7 protein-coding genes are annotated in these 17526 nt (G+C 67.6%); all 7 read left to right on the forward strand.

What is annotated here, in order from left to right; translation table 11 throughout:
• Positions 1-1707: MBG domain-containing protein (locus tag AC3WXD_RS11075; RefSeq protein ID WP_492323708.1), on the forward strand; the 1707-nt coding region annotated here is incomplete at its 5' end.
• A 42-nt stretch (positions 1708-1749) separates the two neighbouring features.
• Positions 1750-10914: a GLUG motif-containing protein gene (locus AC3WXD_RS11080; RefSeq protein ID WP_492323709.1), complete on the forward strand. Its 9165-nt coding sequence runs from the start codon at positions 1750-1752 to the stop codon at positions 10912-10914.
• Between the two features lie 224 nt (positions 10915-11138).
• Positions 11139-11792: a response regulator gene (locus tag AC3WXD_RS11085; protein ID WP_492323710.1), complete on the forward strand. Its 654-nt coding sequence runs from the start codon at positions 11139-11141 to the stop codon at positions 11790-11792.
• The gene (locus tag AC3WXD_RS11090) at positions 11789-13642 is read left to right on the forward strand and encodes a sensor histidine kinase (protein WP_492323711.1); all 1854 of its coding nucleotides are present in this window, start codon (positions 11789-11791) and stop codon (positions 13640-13642) included. Before AC3WXD_RS11085 ends, AC3WXD_RS11090 begins: the two co-directional genes overlap by 4 nt.
• Before the next feature lie 263 nt (positions 13643-13905).
• Positions 13906-14331, forward strand: a complete 426-nt coding sequence (locus AC3WXD_RS11095; protein WP_454731259.1) for an SRPBCC family protein — start codon at positions 13906-13908, stop codon at positions 14329-14331.
• Between the two features lie 530 nt (positions 14332-14861).
• Complete coding sequence (locus AC3WXD_RS11100) at positions 14862-15848, forward strand: HlyD family secretion protein (RefSeq protein ID WP_492323712.1); 987 nt, start codon at positions 14862-14864, stop codon at positions 15846-15848.
• Between the two features lie 4 nt (positions 15849-15852).
• A partial coding sequence (locus AC3WXD_RS11105; protein WP_492323713.1) for an ATP-binding cassette domain-containing protein occupies positions 15853-17526 on the forward strand: 1674 nt, incomplete at its 3' end.

A 17526-nucleotide genomic window follows, 5' to 3' on the forward strand; every position in this document is an offset into this window, starting at 1 on the left:
CGCGTCATCGAGCGCCACGACGGCAGCTGGGTCGTCGATGCCAAGGACATCACCGTCACCGCCACCAGCGGCCGCTCCACCTACGGCGACGCCCCGAGCAATCCGGGCTTCACTGCCGACGGTCTCGTCAACGGCCAGAACGTGAGTGTGCTGACCGGCCTCGCCAACAGTTTCGGCATCGACCGCACCACCGACGCCGACAAATACACGCTCACCGTCACCGGCGACCTGGCCGAGGGCAACTACCGCGTCATCGAGCGCCACGACGGCAGCTGGGTCGTCGATGCCAAGGACATCACCGTCACCGCCACCAGCGGCCGCTCGACTTACGGCGACACACCGAGCAATCCCGGCTTCACCGCCACCGGCCTGGTCAATGGGCAAGACGTCAGCGTGCTGAGCGGCCTCACCAACAGTTTCAGCATCGATCGCACCACCAACGCCGACGACTACGTGCTCACCGTCACCGGCGACTTGGCCAAGGGCAACTACCGTGTCGTCGAGCGTAACGATGGCACCTGGATCGTCGATGCGAAGGACATCACGGTCACCGCCACCAGTGGGCGCTCCACCTACGGCGACAGCCCTACCAATCCGGGCTTCACTGCTGTGGGCCTGGTCAACGATCAGGACGCCAGCGTGCTGGCCGGCCTCACCAATAACTTCGGCATCGACAGCCACACCAACGCTGACGACTACGTGCTCACCGTCACCGGTGCGCTGACCAACGGCAACTACCGCGTCACGAAGCGCAACGTTGGCGCCTGGGTCGTCCATCCCAAGGACATCACCATTACCGCCACCAGCGGGCGCTCGACTTACGGCGACACTCCGACCAATCCCGGCTTCACTGCCGTGGGTCTGGTCAACGATCAGGACGTCAGCGTGCTGAGCGGCCTCACCAACAGTTTCGGTATCGATCACGACACCGACGCCGGCCGTCACACGCTACGCGTCGATGGCGTGCTCACCAACGGTAACTACACCATCACCGAACGCCGCGACGGGACCTGGGTCGTCGATCCCAAGAACATCACCGTCACCGCCAACGGCGGGCGCTCTACCTATGGCGATACCAAGCAGACCAACCCCGGCCTCACCGCCAACGGCCTGGTCAATGGGCAAGACGTCAGCGTGCTAACGGGACTGACCAACGGCTTCGGTATCGACCACGACACCAACGCCGGCAGCCACACGCTGCGCGTCGATGGCGTGCTCACCAACGGTAACTACACCGTCACCGAATCCCGTGACGGCACCTGGATCGTGGATCCGGCGCGTCTGTTCATCACCGCCAACAACGCTACCCGGATCGCCAACGGCATCCCCTACCGCGGCGGCAACGGCGTGGGCTATGCCGGCTTCGTCAATGGCGAGGATGCCTCGGTGCTGGAGGGCGCCCTGGCCTATGGCGGCAGCGCGCAGGGTGCTACGCAGCCGGGCGTCTATGACCTGACCGCGGAAGGCCTGCGCTCCGGCAACTACCGCATCGAATACCGCGACGGCTCCTTGACGATCGGCGCGGCACAGGGGCTGCTTACCGCGGGACAACTGGAAAACGGCGCCATCGACGAACGCTACGCCGATCGCCACGACACTCCGTTCGGCCCCCGTCCCTCGCGGCTGGCAAGCCTGTCGCAACCCGACCAGGGGCCGTCCCGGCTGCCGCTGAGCTTCGCCGAGAACTTTATCCGCGTGGGGCCCTGACGTCCGCCGGAACCGCAAACCACTGACAGAAGAGGTCCATCCATGTGGAAGCACGCCAGCATCAACCGCGCCTATCGGCTGGTTTGGAGCCGCGTCCAGCAGGCCTTCGTGCCGGCGCCGGAAACCGCGCGCGGCCACAGCGCGGGCAGCGCCGTGGCCCGCAGCAGCCGCGCATCGGCCTGCCTCCCTCCGCGCGCGCATCCGCGCTGGCGCCTCCTGAGCCTGGCCCTGGCCGGCGCGTTCCTCGCGCACCCGGCTCTCGCGCTTGACGCGGGCGCCCTGCCTACCGGCGGCAGCGTCGCCGCAGGCACGGCGAACATTACCGGCTCGGGCAACGCCCTGACCATCACCCAGGACAGCGACCGCGCCATCGTCAACTGGCAGTCGTTCGATGTCGGCGCGAACGCCAGCGTGCGTTTCGCGCAGCCCTCCACCACGGCGGCCACGCTGAACCGTGTCACCGGTAGCGGCGCCAGCCAGATCCTGGGCACCATGACCGCCAACGGCCAGGTCTACCTGGTCAACCCGGCCGGCGTGCTGTTCGGCGCCGGTGCCCAGGTCAACGTGGGCAGTCTGGTGGCCTCGACCCTGCGCATCGCCGACGCCGACTTCCTCGCCGGCCGCGACCGCTTCGCCCTCGACGGCGCCACCGGCGAGGTCAGCAACCAGGGCAGCATCACGGCGGCCGACGGCGGCCGCGTGGCGCTGCTGGGCGCGCGCGTGTCCAACACCGGCACCATCCTCGCCCCGCTGGGTGACGTGGCCCTGGCTGCCGGCCGGCAGATCACCCTGTCGGCCGGCGCCAACGGCCACCTCCAGATCGCCGTCGATCCGGCGGATGTGGCTACGCTGGCCAGCAACGGCGGCCTGATCCAGGCCGATGGTGGCCAGGTGATCCTCACCGCCCAGGGCGCCGACGCGCTGGCCTCGGCCGTGGTCAGTCACACCGGCACCATCCAGGCGCGCACCGTGGCGACGCGCGAGGGTCGTATCCTGCTGCTGGCCAACCTGGACCGCGGCGGCACCACCGAGGTGGCCGGTACGCTGGATGCCAGCGCGCCGCAAGGTGGCAACGGCGGCTTTATCGAGACCAGCGCCGCGCGCGTGTCGGTGGCCGACAGTGCAACTGTGACGACCCGCGCCGGCAACGGCACGACCGGCACCTGGCTGATCGATCCCAACGACTTCACTATCGCCGCGACCGGCGGCGACATGACCGGCGCGAAGGTCAGCGAGGCGCTGCAGAACACCGGCTTCGAGATCCAGAGCGTCAGGGGGAGCAAGTCCGGCAAGGGCGATATCTTCGTCAACGACACGGTGAATTGGCGCGCCAATACGCTCACCCTCACCGCCGAGCGCGATATCCAGATCAACGCCGCCATGAACGGCTCGGAAGCGGCAGGGCTGGCGTTAAGGTACGGCCAGGGCGCACCGGCCGCGGACAATACCGCCACCTACCAGGTGCGCGCGCCGGTCAACCTGGCCTCGACCGGCCGCTTCAGCACCACGCTGGGCAGTGATGGCGCCACGATCAACTACACCATCATCACCGGCCTGGGGGAGCAAGGCAGCATCACGGGTAAAGACCTGCAGGGCATTAACGGCGATCTGGGCGGTCGTTACGTGCTGGGCAACGATATCGATGCCCGTGCCACCCGTGAGTGGGACGGCGGTGCGGGATTTGACCCGCTGGGTGAGGCCAGGAATTACTTCACCGGCACGTTCGATGGGCTGGGCCACGTCATCAGCCAACTGACCGTCAACCGGCCCGACCAAGACTACGCGGGACTGTTCGGTGCTGCGCAGAACGCGGTGATCCGAAACGTCGGGCTGGACGGGGTCAGCGTCTCAGGAAAGTCACAGGTCGCCGGACTGGTCGGACAAGTCTCCGTCGGCGAGGGTGCAAAGGCCTCTCTCGACAACGCTTGGGTGAGCGGAAGCGTGTCCGGTATCGACTACGTCGGTGGCTTGGTCGGCGATATCCGTGTGAACGGCGGCACGATCAACCTCAACAACGCCTATGCCACCAGCGCCGTCAAGGGTGGGGGCAACTACGTCGGTGGCCTCGTCGGATATAGCACTGTCGTTGGCTCCACCACCGTCGGTGGCACGGCCAGCATCAGCAACGTCTATGCCACGGGCGCGGTAGAAGGCGCCAACTACGTCGGCGGCCTCGTCGGCTTCACTCTTGCCGACAAGTACAGCACGGCCAGCATCAGCAACGCCTACGCCACGGGCGCCGTGACAGGCCCCCCTCGCGGATTCGTCGGTGGTTTCGTCGGATACAACGCCGACAGCTCCATCAGCAACAGCTATTGGGACAGCTATTCCACCAAGCAAAGCCTTGGCGTAGGTACGGGCGGGAGCGGAAACCTAAGTCACGTCACCAGCGCCAACAATCAGTTCAACGCCCCCAACTATGCCTTCAAGGCCAGCGCCTACGCCAACCTGGGCACGGTCGCCACCAGCAAGGACGCCGGCGCCGGCTGGTACATGATCGACGGCCAGACCCGGCCCTTCCTGGCCTCGGAATACAGCACCACCGTCACCAATGCCCATCAACTGCAATTGATGGCCATGGACCTCGGGGCCAACTACACCTTGGCGCGCGACATCGATGCCGGTGCAACCGGCGTGGACAGCTGGGGTCGCATGTGGAATATGCCGGGATTTTCACCCATCGGTCGCAGCGACAACGCCCCCTTCAAGGGCACCTTCGATGGCCAGGGTCACGTCGTCAGCAAGCTGACCATTAAACGGTCCAGCGAGAATCTTGTGGGGCTGTTCGGTGTCGCGAAAAATGCGGCGATCCGCAACGTCGGGCTGGATAACGTCAGCATCTCAGGAGACACACTGGTCGGTGGACTGGTCGGCAATCTCTTGGCCAATGATGGCAAGGCCTCTCTCGACAATGTTTGGTCGCGGGGAGTCGTATCAGGAAAGAGCTACGTCGGTGGACTGGTCGGACAGAGCGCCGCCGTTGGTAGGGACAGCACGGCAAACATCAACAACGCCTCTGCCGCCGGCGAGGTAACGGGTCAGGGAGAGGGTCAGGGCTCCTACGTCGGCGGCCTGGTCGGATCTCACCATGCCAACGCCAACGGTACCGTCAGCATCAGCAACGCCCACGCCACGGTTGCGGTTAAGGGTAACGACAAGGTCGGTGGCCTGGTCGGAAGAAACTCTGCCAGCGGCGGCACAGCCAACATCCGTGACGCCTTTGCCACCGGCAACGTATCGGGGGCTGGTGGCTCCGTCGGCGGCCTGGCCGGAGAAAACTACGCCGGCAGCAGTAGCTCGGTCGGCATCAGCAACGCTTATGCCACCGGCAACGTATCGGGAACGGATAAGTCCTCCGTCGGCGGCCTGGTCGGACTAAACTTTGCCGGCACCAACAGCACGGCTAGCCTCAGCAACACGTATGCCACAGGCAACGTATCGGGGGCTAAGAGCTCCTCCGTCGGCGGCCTAGCCGGAGCAAACCAGGCCGGCAACACCAACAGCACGGCCCGCATCAGCCAAGCCTATGCCACGGGCGCCGCAACCGGTGGGGCCAATAGCCATGTCGGCGGCTTAGTCGGAGACAACTTTGTCAACAGCGGCACAGCCAGCATCAGCGAGGCCCATGCCACCGGAGCCGTCACGGGCCACACCCGCGTCGGTGGCCTGGTCGGCAACAATAGCGGCACCATCGAAGATGCGTGGGCCTCCGGCGATGTCAGCGGCGCGACGAATGTCGGCTCGCTGGTGGGCGACCAGTGGGGAACGATCCGCAATAGCAGCTACCGTCTGACCGGAGATCGCACCCTCCGTGCCTCGGAAGGCGACATCAACCTGCTGGGTGGCGTGGTGCAAGGCGACGGTGTGGTCGGCCGGACGCTCAACGTGACCGCCAGCAAGAACGCCAACCTGGGCGACATCCAACTGCCCGACAACCACCTGAACCTGGACATCGCCGGCAACATCACGGCCGCTGATGCGGTGAGCGTCGACCGCTACACCCTCAACGCGGGCCACTGGCGCCAAATCGGCACCCTGCCCGCGTTGTCGGCCAGCGACTTCCGCCTGGCCGGCGGCACCTTCGTGCGTGCCACCGGCGGCGACGGCAGCGCCGCCGCCACCCCCTACCTGCTGACCGACGTCTATGGCCTGCAGGGCATAAGCACGCTGCTGTCCGGACATTTCGCGCTGGCTGGCGATATCGACGCCAGCCACACCGCCGGATGGAACGAGGGCGCGGGGTTTTCACCCATCGGCCGGGATGAGAGCGCCCCATTCACGGGCACCCTCGATGGCCAGAGCCACGTGATCAGCGGGCTGACCATCTATCGGCCCAATCAGGATTTGGTGGGGCTGTTCAGTGCTGCGGAGAATGCGTCGATTCGCAACGTCGGACTGGATAACGCCAACGTCACCGGAAGTGGGGACGTCGGTGCGCTGGTGGGACAACTCCGCGCCACCAACAACGGCACCGCCAGCATCGATAACGCCTGGGCGAGCGGGACGGTGAATGGCGTCGCTAATGTCGGTGGCCTGGTGGGATCCAACCAAGCTGACGAAGGCAGCACGGCCACCATCAGCAACGCCTATGCCACAGGCACCGTGACGGGCAAGCAACACGTCGGCGGCCTGGTCGGAGTCAACGTTGCCATCGGCGGCACGTCCCGCATTCGCAACGCCCAAGCCACAGGCGCCGTCACAGGTCTGAGTGAGGATCAGGGTGAGGATCAGGGCGACTATGTCGGCGGCTTGGTCGGCATCAACGTTGCCGTCGGCGGTACCGCCAGCATTAGCAACGCCTATGCCACAGGCGCCGTGACAGGCAACGGCAAAGTCGGCGGCCTGGTCGGAGCTAATGATGCCCTTATCGGCACCGCCAGCATCAGCAACGCCTATGCCACAGGCGCCGTCGAGGGTAACGACCGCATCGGCGGCCTCGTGGGGAGCAATGGCGGCACCATCGAAGACACCTGGGCCTCCGGCGATGTCAGCGGCGCGACGAATGTCGGCTCGCTCGTGGGCCAGGGGGAAAACGCGAGCCTCATCCGCAGCAGCTACGTGCTGACCGATGATCGCAGCATCAGCGCCTCCGAGGGCGACATCAACCTGCTGGGCGGCGTCACGCAGGACGCCGGTACCAGCGGCCGGACGCTGACCGTAAAGGCCGGCGGGAACGCGAATCTGGGTGCCATCCAATTACCCGACAACCACCTGAACCTGGACATCGCCGGCAACATCACGGCCGCTGATGCGGTGACCGTCGACCGCTACACCCTCAACGCGGGCCACTGGCGCCAAATCGGCACCCTGCCCGCGTTGTCGGCCCGCGACTTCCGCCTGGCCGGCGGCACCTTCGTGCGCGCCACCGATGGCGATGGCAGTGCCGCCACCCCCTACCTGCTGACCGACGTGTATGGCCTGCAAGGCATGGGCACCCTGCTGTCCGGACATTTCGCGCTGGCTGGCGATATCGACGCCAGCGGCACGGCCAAGTGGAACGACCGCGCCGGGTTCTCGCCCATCGGGCGCGACGGCATCACCCCGTTCAAGGGCACCTTCGATGGCCGACACCACGTCATCAGCGGGTTGACTATCAACCGGCACGGCCAGGAATTCGTGGGCCTGTTCGGTGCCGCGCAGAACGCCACGATTCGCAACGTCGGACTGGATGACGCCAACATCACCGGAAATTCGAACGTCGGCGCACTGGTTGGACAACTCAAAGCCACCAACAGCGACACCGCCAGCATCGATAACGCCTGGGCGAGCGGAACGGTGAATGGCTCCGCTAGCGTCGGCGGCCTGGTTGGAGTCAACATTGCCAACGGCGGCACGGCCAGCATCAGCAACGCCCATGCCACGGGCAACGTAACGGGTACCGGCACCTACAACTTCGGTGGCCTGGTTGGATACAACTATGCTGACGCTGGCGGCACGGCCAACATCAGCAGCGCCTATGCCACGGGCGCGGTAACGGGCAAGAACTTCGTCGGTGGCCTGGCCGGACAAAACGTTGCCGACAGCGGCTCGGCCAGCATCAGCAGCGCCTACGCCACAGGCACGGTAACTAGCAACGACGCCGTAACGGGTGCGAGTAGCGCCATCGGTGGTCTGGTCGGAATCAACCATGCCAACAATGGCGGCACGGTCAGCATCAGCGACGCCTATGCCACGGGCACCGTAGAGGGCGATAGCAATGTCGGTGGCCTGGTCGGGCGCAATGACGGCACCGTCAAGGACGCATGGGCCTCCGGCGATGTCAGCGGCGTGACGAATGTCGGCTCGCTGGTGGGCACCCAGGGGGGAAGTATCCGCAACAGCGGCTACCGGCTGACCGGAGATCGCACCATCAGCGCCGCCCGTGGCGACGTCAACCTGCTGGGCGGCGTCACCCAGGGCACCGGCACCAGCGGCCAGACGCTGACCGTGACGGCCACGCGCGGGAATGCATCACTGGGCACCATCGAGCTATCCGGCAACCACCTGAGCCTGAACGTCGCCGGCAACATCACGGCCCCTGACAAGGTGGAGGTCAGCCGCTACACCCTCAACGCGGGCCACTGGCGCCAGATCGGCACCCTGCCCGCGTTGCCCACGTTCTCGGCCAGCGACTTCCGCCTGGCCGGCGGCACCTTCGTGCGCGCCACCGGGGGCGACGGCAGCGCCACCACCCCCTACCTGCTGACCGACGTCTATGGCCTGCAGGGCATGGGCAGCCTGCTGGGGGGCCATTTCGTGCTGGGCGACAATATCGATGCCGGTGCCTCGGCGGCGTGGAACGACGGCGCGGGCTTCGCGCCCATAGGCTCCTCCGCGCCCTTCACCGGCAGCCTGGATGGCCAGGGCCACATCATCAGCAACCTGACTATCAACACCCCCAATCGCTCGACGGTGGGCCTGTTTTCCAAACTGCAGGGCGCACGGATCAGCAATCTCGGCCTGGTGAACGCCACCGTGACCGCCAATACCAGCGCTGGGGCCCTGGCCGGTACCAGCAGGGTCGACAGCGTCATCACGGGAGTCTATTCCCGCAATGGGACTATCCAGGGAAAGGGAGGCCTTGGCGGATTGGTCGGAAACAACCTCGGCACTATCTCCAATTCTTATGCGGACGGTGTCGTCACCGGCAGCCTCTTCACTTTCGGCACGGGCGGCCTGGTCGGCCAGAATGCCGGATCGGTGGAGAACAGCTATGCCACCGGCACAGTCACCGCCAACAGCTTCGTGGGCGGACTGGTGGGCACTCACAGCGGCGGCATCATCTCCAATTCCTATGCCACGGCCACGGTCAACGGCGATGGTGACTATGCCCGCGGCCTCGTCGGTAGCTACGTCGGGGGCGCCATCCAGGACAGCTTCTGGAATATGGATCTGGCCGCCATCGGCGTAGGTGCCGCCCCCGCCCCGGGCGCGAGCGGCAAGACCGGCGCGCAGTTGATGAACCTGGGCACCTACGCCGGCTGGGACATCGACAACCAGGGCGGCACCGGCAGCGTCTGGCGCATCTACGACGGCGACACCATGCCGCTGCTGCGCAGCTTCCTCAAGCCAGTCACCGTCACGGCCAGCGGCATGGACGGCAAGGTCTACGATGGCACCGCCGCGAGCGGCACATTCGCTTACACCACCAGCATCGCCGACGCCCGGCTGGACGGCGCGGCTACCTACGGCACCCGTTCGGCCAACGCCGGCCGCTACGCGGCGGGCCTGGGCCTGGATACGGGCCTCTATTCCGGACAATCCGGCTACGACATCATCTATGCCGACAACACGGTCACCATAGACAAGACACCGCTCACCATCACCGCCCTCGACAAGGGCAAGGTCTACGATGGGTTGATCTACACGGGCGGCTACGACGTCAGGTACGACGGCTTCGTCCACGGCGAGACCAAGGCGGCACTCGATGGCACCCTCGCCTTCGGCGGCAACGCCCAGGAGGCGTTCAACGCCGGCGACTACACCATCACCGCCAAGGACCTGAGCGCCCGCAATTACGACGTTCGCTACGTCAACGGCACGCTGACCATCGACAAGGCGCCGCTCACCATCACCGCCAACAGCGGGCGCTCCACCTACGGCGACACCCCGAGCAACCCGGGCTTCACCGCCGTGGGCCTGGTCAACGCCCAGGACGTCGGCGTGCTGGGCGACCTCGCCAACAGCTTCGGCATCGACCCCACCACCAATGCCGACGAGTACGTGCTCACCGTCTCGGGCACGCTGACCAACGGCAACTACCGCGTCGCGCTTCGCGACGGCCGCTGGATCGTCGATCCCAAGGCCATCACCGTCACCGCCAACAGCGGCCGCTCCATCTACGGCGACGCCCCGACCAATCCGGGCCTCACCGCCGAGGGCCTGGTCAACGGCCAGAACATCGGCGTGCTGGCCGGCCTCACCAACAGCTTCGGCATCGACCACGATACCGACGCCGGTCGTCACACGCTGCGCGTCGACGGCACGCTCACCAACGGCAACTACATCGTCACGGAGCGCAACGATGGCACCTGGGGCGTCGATCCGAGACAGATCGCGGTCACTGCCAACGGCGGGCTTTCCACCTACGGCGATACCAACCAGATCAACCCCGGCCTCACCGCCAACGGCCTGGTCAATGAGCAAGACGTGAGTGTGCTAACGGGACTGACCAACAGCTTCGGCATCAACCACGGCACCAACGCCGGCAGCCACACGCTGCGCGTCAACGGCACACTGACCAACGGCAACTACCTCGTCACCGAATCCCGCGACGGCACCTGGATCGTGGACCCGGCACGTCTGCTCATCACCGCCAACAACGCCACCCGGATCGCCAACGGCATCCCCTACCAGGGCGGCAACGGCGTGGGCTATACCGGCTTCGTCAACGGCGAGGACGCCTCGGTGCTGGAGGGCGCCCTGGCCTATGGCGGCAGCGCGCAGGGCGCCACGCGGCCGGGCGTCTATGGCCTGACGGCGGAAGGCCTGCGTTCCGGCAACTACCGCATCGACTACCGCGACGGCTCCCTGACGATCGGCGCGGCACAGGGGATGATTACCGCCGGACAACTGGAAAACAGCGCCATCGATGCGCGCTACGCCGCCCGCCACGACACTCCGTTCGGTCCCCGTCCCTCACGGCTGGTGAGCCTCTCGCAGCCCGACCGGGCGCCGTCGCGGCTGCCACTGAGCTTCGCCGAGAATTTCATCCGCGTGGAACCATGAAACCTTCCGCTTATCGCTGTCCACCGGATCACGCCGTCGCCACAGGCCACCGACGCGGTTCGGGAACGCGCGCGCCTGGGCGCCATCGTCGCGCTTGTCGCAACGCTTGTCGTTTGCGCGCGAACATCCGACTGCGTAATAAGACAATTCCCAAACAGACTCAGCACTTGCACGGCTTGTCAATTTTGCCCGGCTGCGATATTGCTCGAAGCATGCTTGCTGCCTTGTCCACCTCATCCATCTCCATCCTCATCGTCGAAGACGATGCGCCGCTGCGCCAGGAGTTCGAGCGCATGGTTCAGGCTCACGATGGGCTGCACCTGCTGGGCGCCGCCGGCACGCTGGCGCAGGCGCGTGCATTGCTGCAAAGCTGCCGCCCCGATGTGATGATCGTCGACCTGGGCCTGCCCGACGGCGACGGCGTCGAACTGATCGCGGCCGTGGCGCGCGAACGGCCCGAGACCGCGTCGCTGGTGGCGACGGTGTTCGGCGACGAGGCCCATGTCATTCGCGCCATCGAGGCCGGCGCGCGCGGCTACCTGCTCAAGGACACCTCGCTGGAAGAGTTCGCCCATGCGCTGCGCGTGGTGCACGACGGCGGCTCGCCGCTGTCGCCACGGATCGCGTGCCATCTGCTCAAGCGCCTGGCGCCGGCGGCGCAGCCGGCATGGCAGGCTGGCCCCAACGCGCTGACCGGCCGCGAGATCGACATCCTGACCCGCATCTCGCAGGGCTACACGGTGGCCGAGGCCGCCAGTCTCATGCATATCTCGGCGCATACGGCCTCCACGCACGTCAAGAATATCTACAGCAAGCTGGCGGTGCGCAACCGGGTCGAAGCGGTCAACCTGGCGCGCCGCCAGGGCCTGATACGATGAAGCACCCGTGGATGCGGCTGCCGGCCTGCATGGTAGCGCTGCTGGCCTGCCTGCTGGTGCTGCCCGATAGCGTCCAGGCCATCAACCCGGTCACGCCCACGGCGCAGGCCGCGCCCGCCGCCACGATGCCCGGGACGCTCACCCCGGCGCTGCCCGCCACCGACGACGGCGTGCTGTGGCTGGAGCACGGCGAATTCGTCGCCAGCGACGCGCCGCAGCCGCCCGCCGCCGGCTGGACGCCTGTCGCGCTGCCCGACAACTGGCGCCTGAGCCGGCCGCAATACAGCGGCTACGGCTGGTACCGCCTGCGCTTCACCCTGCCCGCGGTGCCGCGCCAGCCCCAGGCCCTGTACCTGCCGCGGCTGGCGCTGATCGGCGAGCTATGGCTCAACGGCTCGCTGCTGAGTCCCGACGTGCGCTTCGACGAAGCGGGCCGCAAGGGCGACAGCATGGCCGATGCGCCCCTCTACCTCGTGCTGCCTTCCGCCCTGTTCCATCCCGGCGAAAACGTGCTGGACGTGCGCCTGCAAGGCGATCGCGGCCTGCGCAGCGGCCTGTCGGCCATCCGGCTCGGGCCCACCCATGTCCTGCATCCGGTCTGGCTGCTGCGCTACCTGCCGCAGGTCGTGGCGCCCTACATCCTGCTGGTGCTGGTCGCCGGCGCGTTGTGCTTTCTCTCCGCCTACGCCCGGCGCCAGCGGCGCTTCGGGGCCACGCCGCAGGCCTTTCTGGCCGGCCTGGTGACGCTGTTGCTGTACCTGACGCAGGCACTGCCGGTGTCGCGCGACAGCCTGGAAGGGCTGCGCGCCCTGGCCAGCCTGCCCATGTACTGGCTGCTGTGCGTGGAAGGCTATCGTCTGAGCGGCTTCGCCATACGCGGCATGCGTGCCGTCATCCACGGCCTGTCGGCGCTGACCGTGGCGGCCATTGTGGCGGCGCTGGCCCTGGGCAATGCCGGCGACGACATATGGATGCTGACCTGGCCGCACCTCGCCCTGCGGGTGCTGCTGTGCGGCCTGCTGCTGGTGGCCGGCTGGCGCCGGCGTTCGCCCAAGCTCGCACTGCTGGCGTTGAGCGCGGCGTTGTGGTGCGCAACGGTGGCGCAGTCCTACCTGATCCTGATGGAGTGGCTGCCCTGGGACGCATTCCGCTGGAGCGTCGCCGGCGCGCTGCCTTTCTGCGTCGTGCTGATCTTCGTTTTCGCCGAGCGCTTCATCCTCGACCGCGAGGAAAGCGCGCGCGAACGGCAGGCGGCCATCGCCACCGAGCGCGGCCGCATCCTGCAGGACATGCACGACGGCATGGGCGCCCAGCTCATCACCGCGCGCCGCCTGGCCCAGCGGCCCGACGTCGACCGCCGGGACCTGGAGCGCGCCATCGAGGAGTCGCTGCAGGACCTGCGCCTGATCATCGACTCGCTGGACCTGACCGACAGCGACCTGCTGCCGCTGCTGGGCAACCTGCGGTTCCGCCTGGCGCCGCGCCTGGCCACGCTGGGCATACACCTGGCGTGGGACGTGCTGCCGCCGCCCGAGCTGGACGCGCTGACGCCGACGTCGGCGCTGGCCATCCTGCGCATCGTGCAGGAGGCCATCAACAACGCGCTGCGCCACGCCGCGCCCGCTCACATCCGCGTATCGGTGCGGCCCGAGGGCGAGCACATCGTCATCCGGGTCGCGGACGACGGACAGGGCTTCGATCAGCCGGCTGCCGGCCCGGGCTCGCGCGGGCTGGCCGGCATGCGCCTGCGCGCCGAGCGCATCGGCGCCCGGCTGGACGTGCGCAGCGCGCCCGGCCGCGGCACCGAGGTCAGCCTGACGATCCCGACGGCCACGCCGCCGACACCGTAGGGCACCCGATTGAAGAGGGGCGCGGCGTTGCGCAGGCGGGCATCCCTGGCAGCCGCCCGCGTCACGCGCGGTATCGAGAGCGCGACGGAAAAGCATCTGTCATTGCCAGGCCAAACGACCCGACACCGCGATGACACGCATCAACGAAGCTTTCGGCAAATGACGCCATACTTGACCGTGATTGGCCAAGACCGTCGGCGACGGTCTCCGGGCGATGCAGGCCGTGACGTATATATGCGCTTGCCATGTTGAAAGGAGTTGATATGTGGACAGTCGAGGTCACAGGTGAATGCGCCGCGACACCGGCCCAGGTCTTCGGCATCCTGGCGAAGCCGGAGAAGTGGTCGGAGTGGAACAAGGGCGTCCTCAGAATCGAGATGCATGGACCGTTCCGGGCCGGCACGACGGCGGTGATGGTCCTGCCGGATTCGACGGCGCTGCCGTTCCGCTTCGCGTGGGTCGAGGCCGACAAAGGCTTCGAGGATGTGACCGAGGTCCCCGACGCCGGTGTGGTCGTCCGTGTTCGCCACGAACTATCGGCGACCGGGCACGGCACCCGGATCACCTATCGCTGCGAAGTCGACGGACCGGAGCCGGCAGCCAGCGAGGTGGGGGCTGCGGTTACTTCCGACTTCGCCGATGTCATCGCTGCCCTCGGTTCTCGGGCGGAGCGAGAAATCTCGCGTTGAAACGGGCGACAAGACCCGTTTTTCATGGTGCAAGCGTCCGGCTCCGCCAATCATCTCGCATGAGTTTCGCCCCGCCCCAGGGACGCCTGCGATCCCGCGTGCAAATGCTCGACACACGGCCCAGCGCTGGCCGTCTGCCATCGCCAGTCCCGCATGGCGCCCTGCCGGCCCCGATGTTTCTCGTCGGCACGGCGGCGAGAGACCACCCGACAGCCATGCGCAACGCTGCGCCCGAATGCAGGCCAGCCCGCCCGGCACACCGGCGCGAGAAAATCCACGCCGCACATCGGCACGCGCGGGCCGGCGATCGCGGAACGAGAGCCCGTCATCGCGGAAAAGGCGGCACCGCCGCCGGCTTGCGCTAGATCAAGCCATCGTACAATCGCCGGGATAACATTTCGACACCCGCACCCGTCGCCCCACGGATCAAGGCTTCTCCGATGTCCCTTCCCTCTCGCCTGCCCCTCGCGCTGATAGCCCGGTTCCCGGAGCCATCCAACAACGCCTGCCCATTCGGGGCACGATAGTCGATGAAAAAGAAGCCTGGCTGGGGTATCGCAGTACTGTTGTCGGTCATGGTCGTCGCGGGCACCTTGTGGTGGCTTGGCACGCATCGCGATCCCTGGCCCGCGTATGTCGTCCACAGCAACGGGCGCATGGAGATCGGCCGGCTCGACGTGGCCGTGAAGTACGGCGGCCGCGTGATCGACCTGCCCGTGCGCGAGGGCGATGCCGTGGCTGCCGGCGCCGTGGTCGCGCGCCAGGATGACGCCGAACTGCAGGCCCAGCTGAGCCTGGCCAACGCCGCGCGGGAGCGCGCCATGCAGGCGGCATCGCGGGCGCAGGCGGAAATCGATGCGCGCGCGAGCCGGCAGCGGCTGGCGCGGCTGGAGCTGACCGAGGCGGTCAAGCTCTATCAGGACCAGCAGATTTCCTCGGTGGAGCGGGATCGCCGGCAGTTTGGCCTGGATGGCGAGAATGCGGGCGCGGCGGGCGCGCGGGCGGCGCTCGGCGAGGCCCGGGCCGCGATCGTGGAGGCCGATGCCCAGATCGCCCGCCTGAAGGTGCTGCTCGATGAGAGCGTGATCCATGCGCCCGTGGCCGGCCGCGTGGAATACCGAGTGATCGAGGTCGGCGCGGTGCTGCCGGCGGGCGGGCGCGTGGTGTCGCTGCTGAATCTGGCCGACATGTACTTCACCGTGTTCCTGCCGGCCGGCGCCGCCGGCAAGCTGGCCATCGGCGACGAGGCCCGCATCGTGCTGGATGCGATGCCGGACGAGCCGATCCCGGCGCGAGTCGGTTTCGTCGCCAGCGAGGCGCAGTTCACGCCCAAGTACGTGGAGACGGATGCCGAGCGGGCCAAGCTCATGTACCGCGTCAAGCTGCAGTTGACGCCGGAGATGGCGCGGCACTACGCAGCCAGGCTGAAGGCCGGCATGACGGGCGACGGCTTCGTGCGCCTGGACGCCTCCCAGCCCTGGCCCGCCGCGCTGGCGCCGCGCAAGCGGCCGGACTGACGCCGTGGCCAGCCCGCACGCCGGCGAGGCCGCGTCCATCCGCGTCGAGGGCGTCTCGCACCGCTATGGCGCGAGCGTGGCGCTGGACAACGTGTCGCTCACGCTGCCGGGCAATGCCACCATCGGCCTGATCGGCCCCGATGGCGTCGGCAAGTCGACCCTGCTGGGCCTGATCGCCGGGGTCAAGCGCATCCAGCAGGGCAGCGTTTCGGTGCTGGGCGCGGATCTGCGCGACCGGCGCGCGCGCGAGGCGCTGTCGCCGCGCGTGGCCTTCATGCCGCAGGGGCTGGGGCGCAATCTCTACCCGACGCTGTCCGTGGTCGAGAACATCGATTTCTTCGCCCGGCTGTTCGGTCTGGACGCGGCCGAGCGGCGCCGGCGCATCGCGCGCCTGCTCGCGGCCACCGGCCTCGCCCCGTTCCCGGACCGGCCGGCGGGCAAGCTCTCGGGCGGCATGAAACAGAAGCTGGGGCTGTGTTGCGCGCTGGTGCACGATCCCGACCTGCTGATCCTCGACGAGCCCACCACGGGCGTGGACCCGCTGTCGCGGCGCCAGTTCTGGACGCTGGTGGAGGACCTGCGGGCGGAGCAGCGGAACATGACGGTGATCGTCGCCACCGCGTACATCGAGGAAGCGCAGCGCTTCGAGCATCTGGTGGCAATGGACATGGGCAAGGTGCTGGTGTGCGATCGCACCGCCGACGTGCTCGCGCGCGCCGGCACCAGCGATCTCGAACAGGCTTACGTCTCGCTGCTGCCGGCCTCGCGGCGCGGCAGCACCGCGGGCCTGGTGATGCCGCCGCGCCCGCCCGACGACCGCGGACCCGCCATCGAGGCCGAGGGCCTGACGCGGCGCTTCGGCGACTTCGTCGCCGTGGACAACGTGAGCTTTCGCATCGGGCGCAGCGAGATCTTCGGCTTTCTCGGCTCCAATGGCTGCGGCAAGACCACCACCATGAAGATGCTGACCGGGCTGCTCGACGCCACCAGCGGCAGCGCGCGCCTGCTCGGCCAGACCATCGACGCCCGCGACATGCGCACGCGCATGCGGGTGGGCTACATGTCGCAGGCGTTCTCGCTCTACGAGGAGCTCACGGTGCGGCAGAACCTCGACCTGCACGCCAAGCTCTACCGCATGGAGAACGCCGCGGCGCGGCAGGCCGTGGGAGAGGCCCTGCGTGATTTCGAGCTGGAGCCATATGCCGATGCGCAGCCCGCCGCGTTGTCGCTGGGCATCCGCCAGCGCCTGCAACTGGCCGCGGCCTGCCTGCACCACCCGGAAGTGCTGATCCTCGACGAGCCGACTTCCGGCGTGGACCCGGCCGCCCGGGACATGTTCTGGCGCCACCTGGCGCAGCTTTCGCGCCAGCAGCAGGTCACCATCTTCGTCTCCACCCACTTCATGAACGAGGCCGCGCGCTGCGACCGCATCTCGTTCATGCATCGCGGCCGGGTGCTGGCGGTGGGCACGCCGGCGGAGCTGCAGGAAAGCCGCCACGCCCACACGCTGGAGGATGCCTTCGTCAGCTACCTGGAGGAAGCCGAGAGCCCGGCTCATGACGCGGCGGCGGCTACCGCGGCTGCTGCGGCTGCGGCGGCTGCGGCGGCTTCCGCGCCGGCATCGCCCGCGCCTGTCTCTTCTCCACCTCTGACGCTGCCGACGAATAGGTCTTCGTGT

The organism is Cupriavidus sp. FW216-B1 (genome assembly GCF_058789195.1).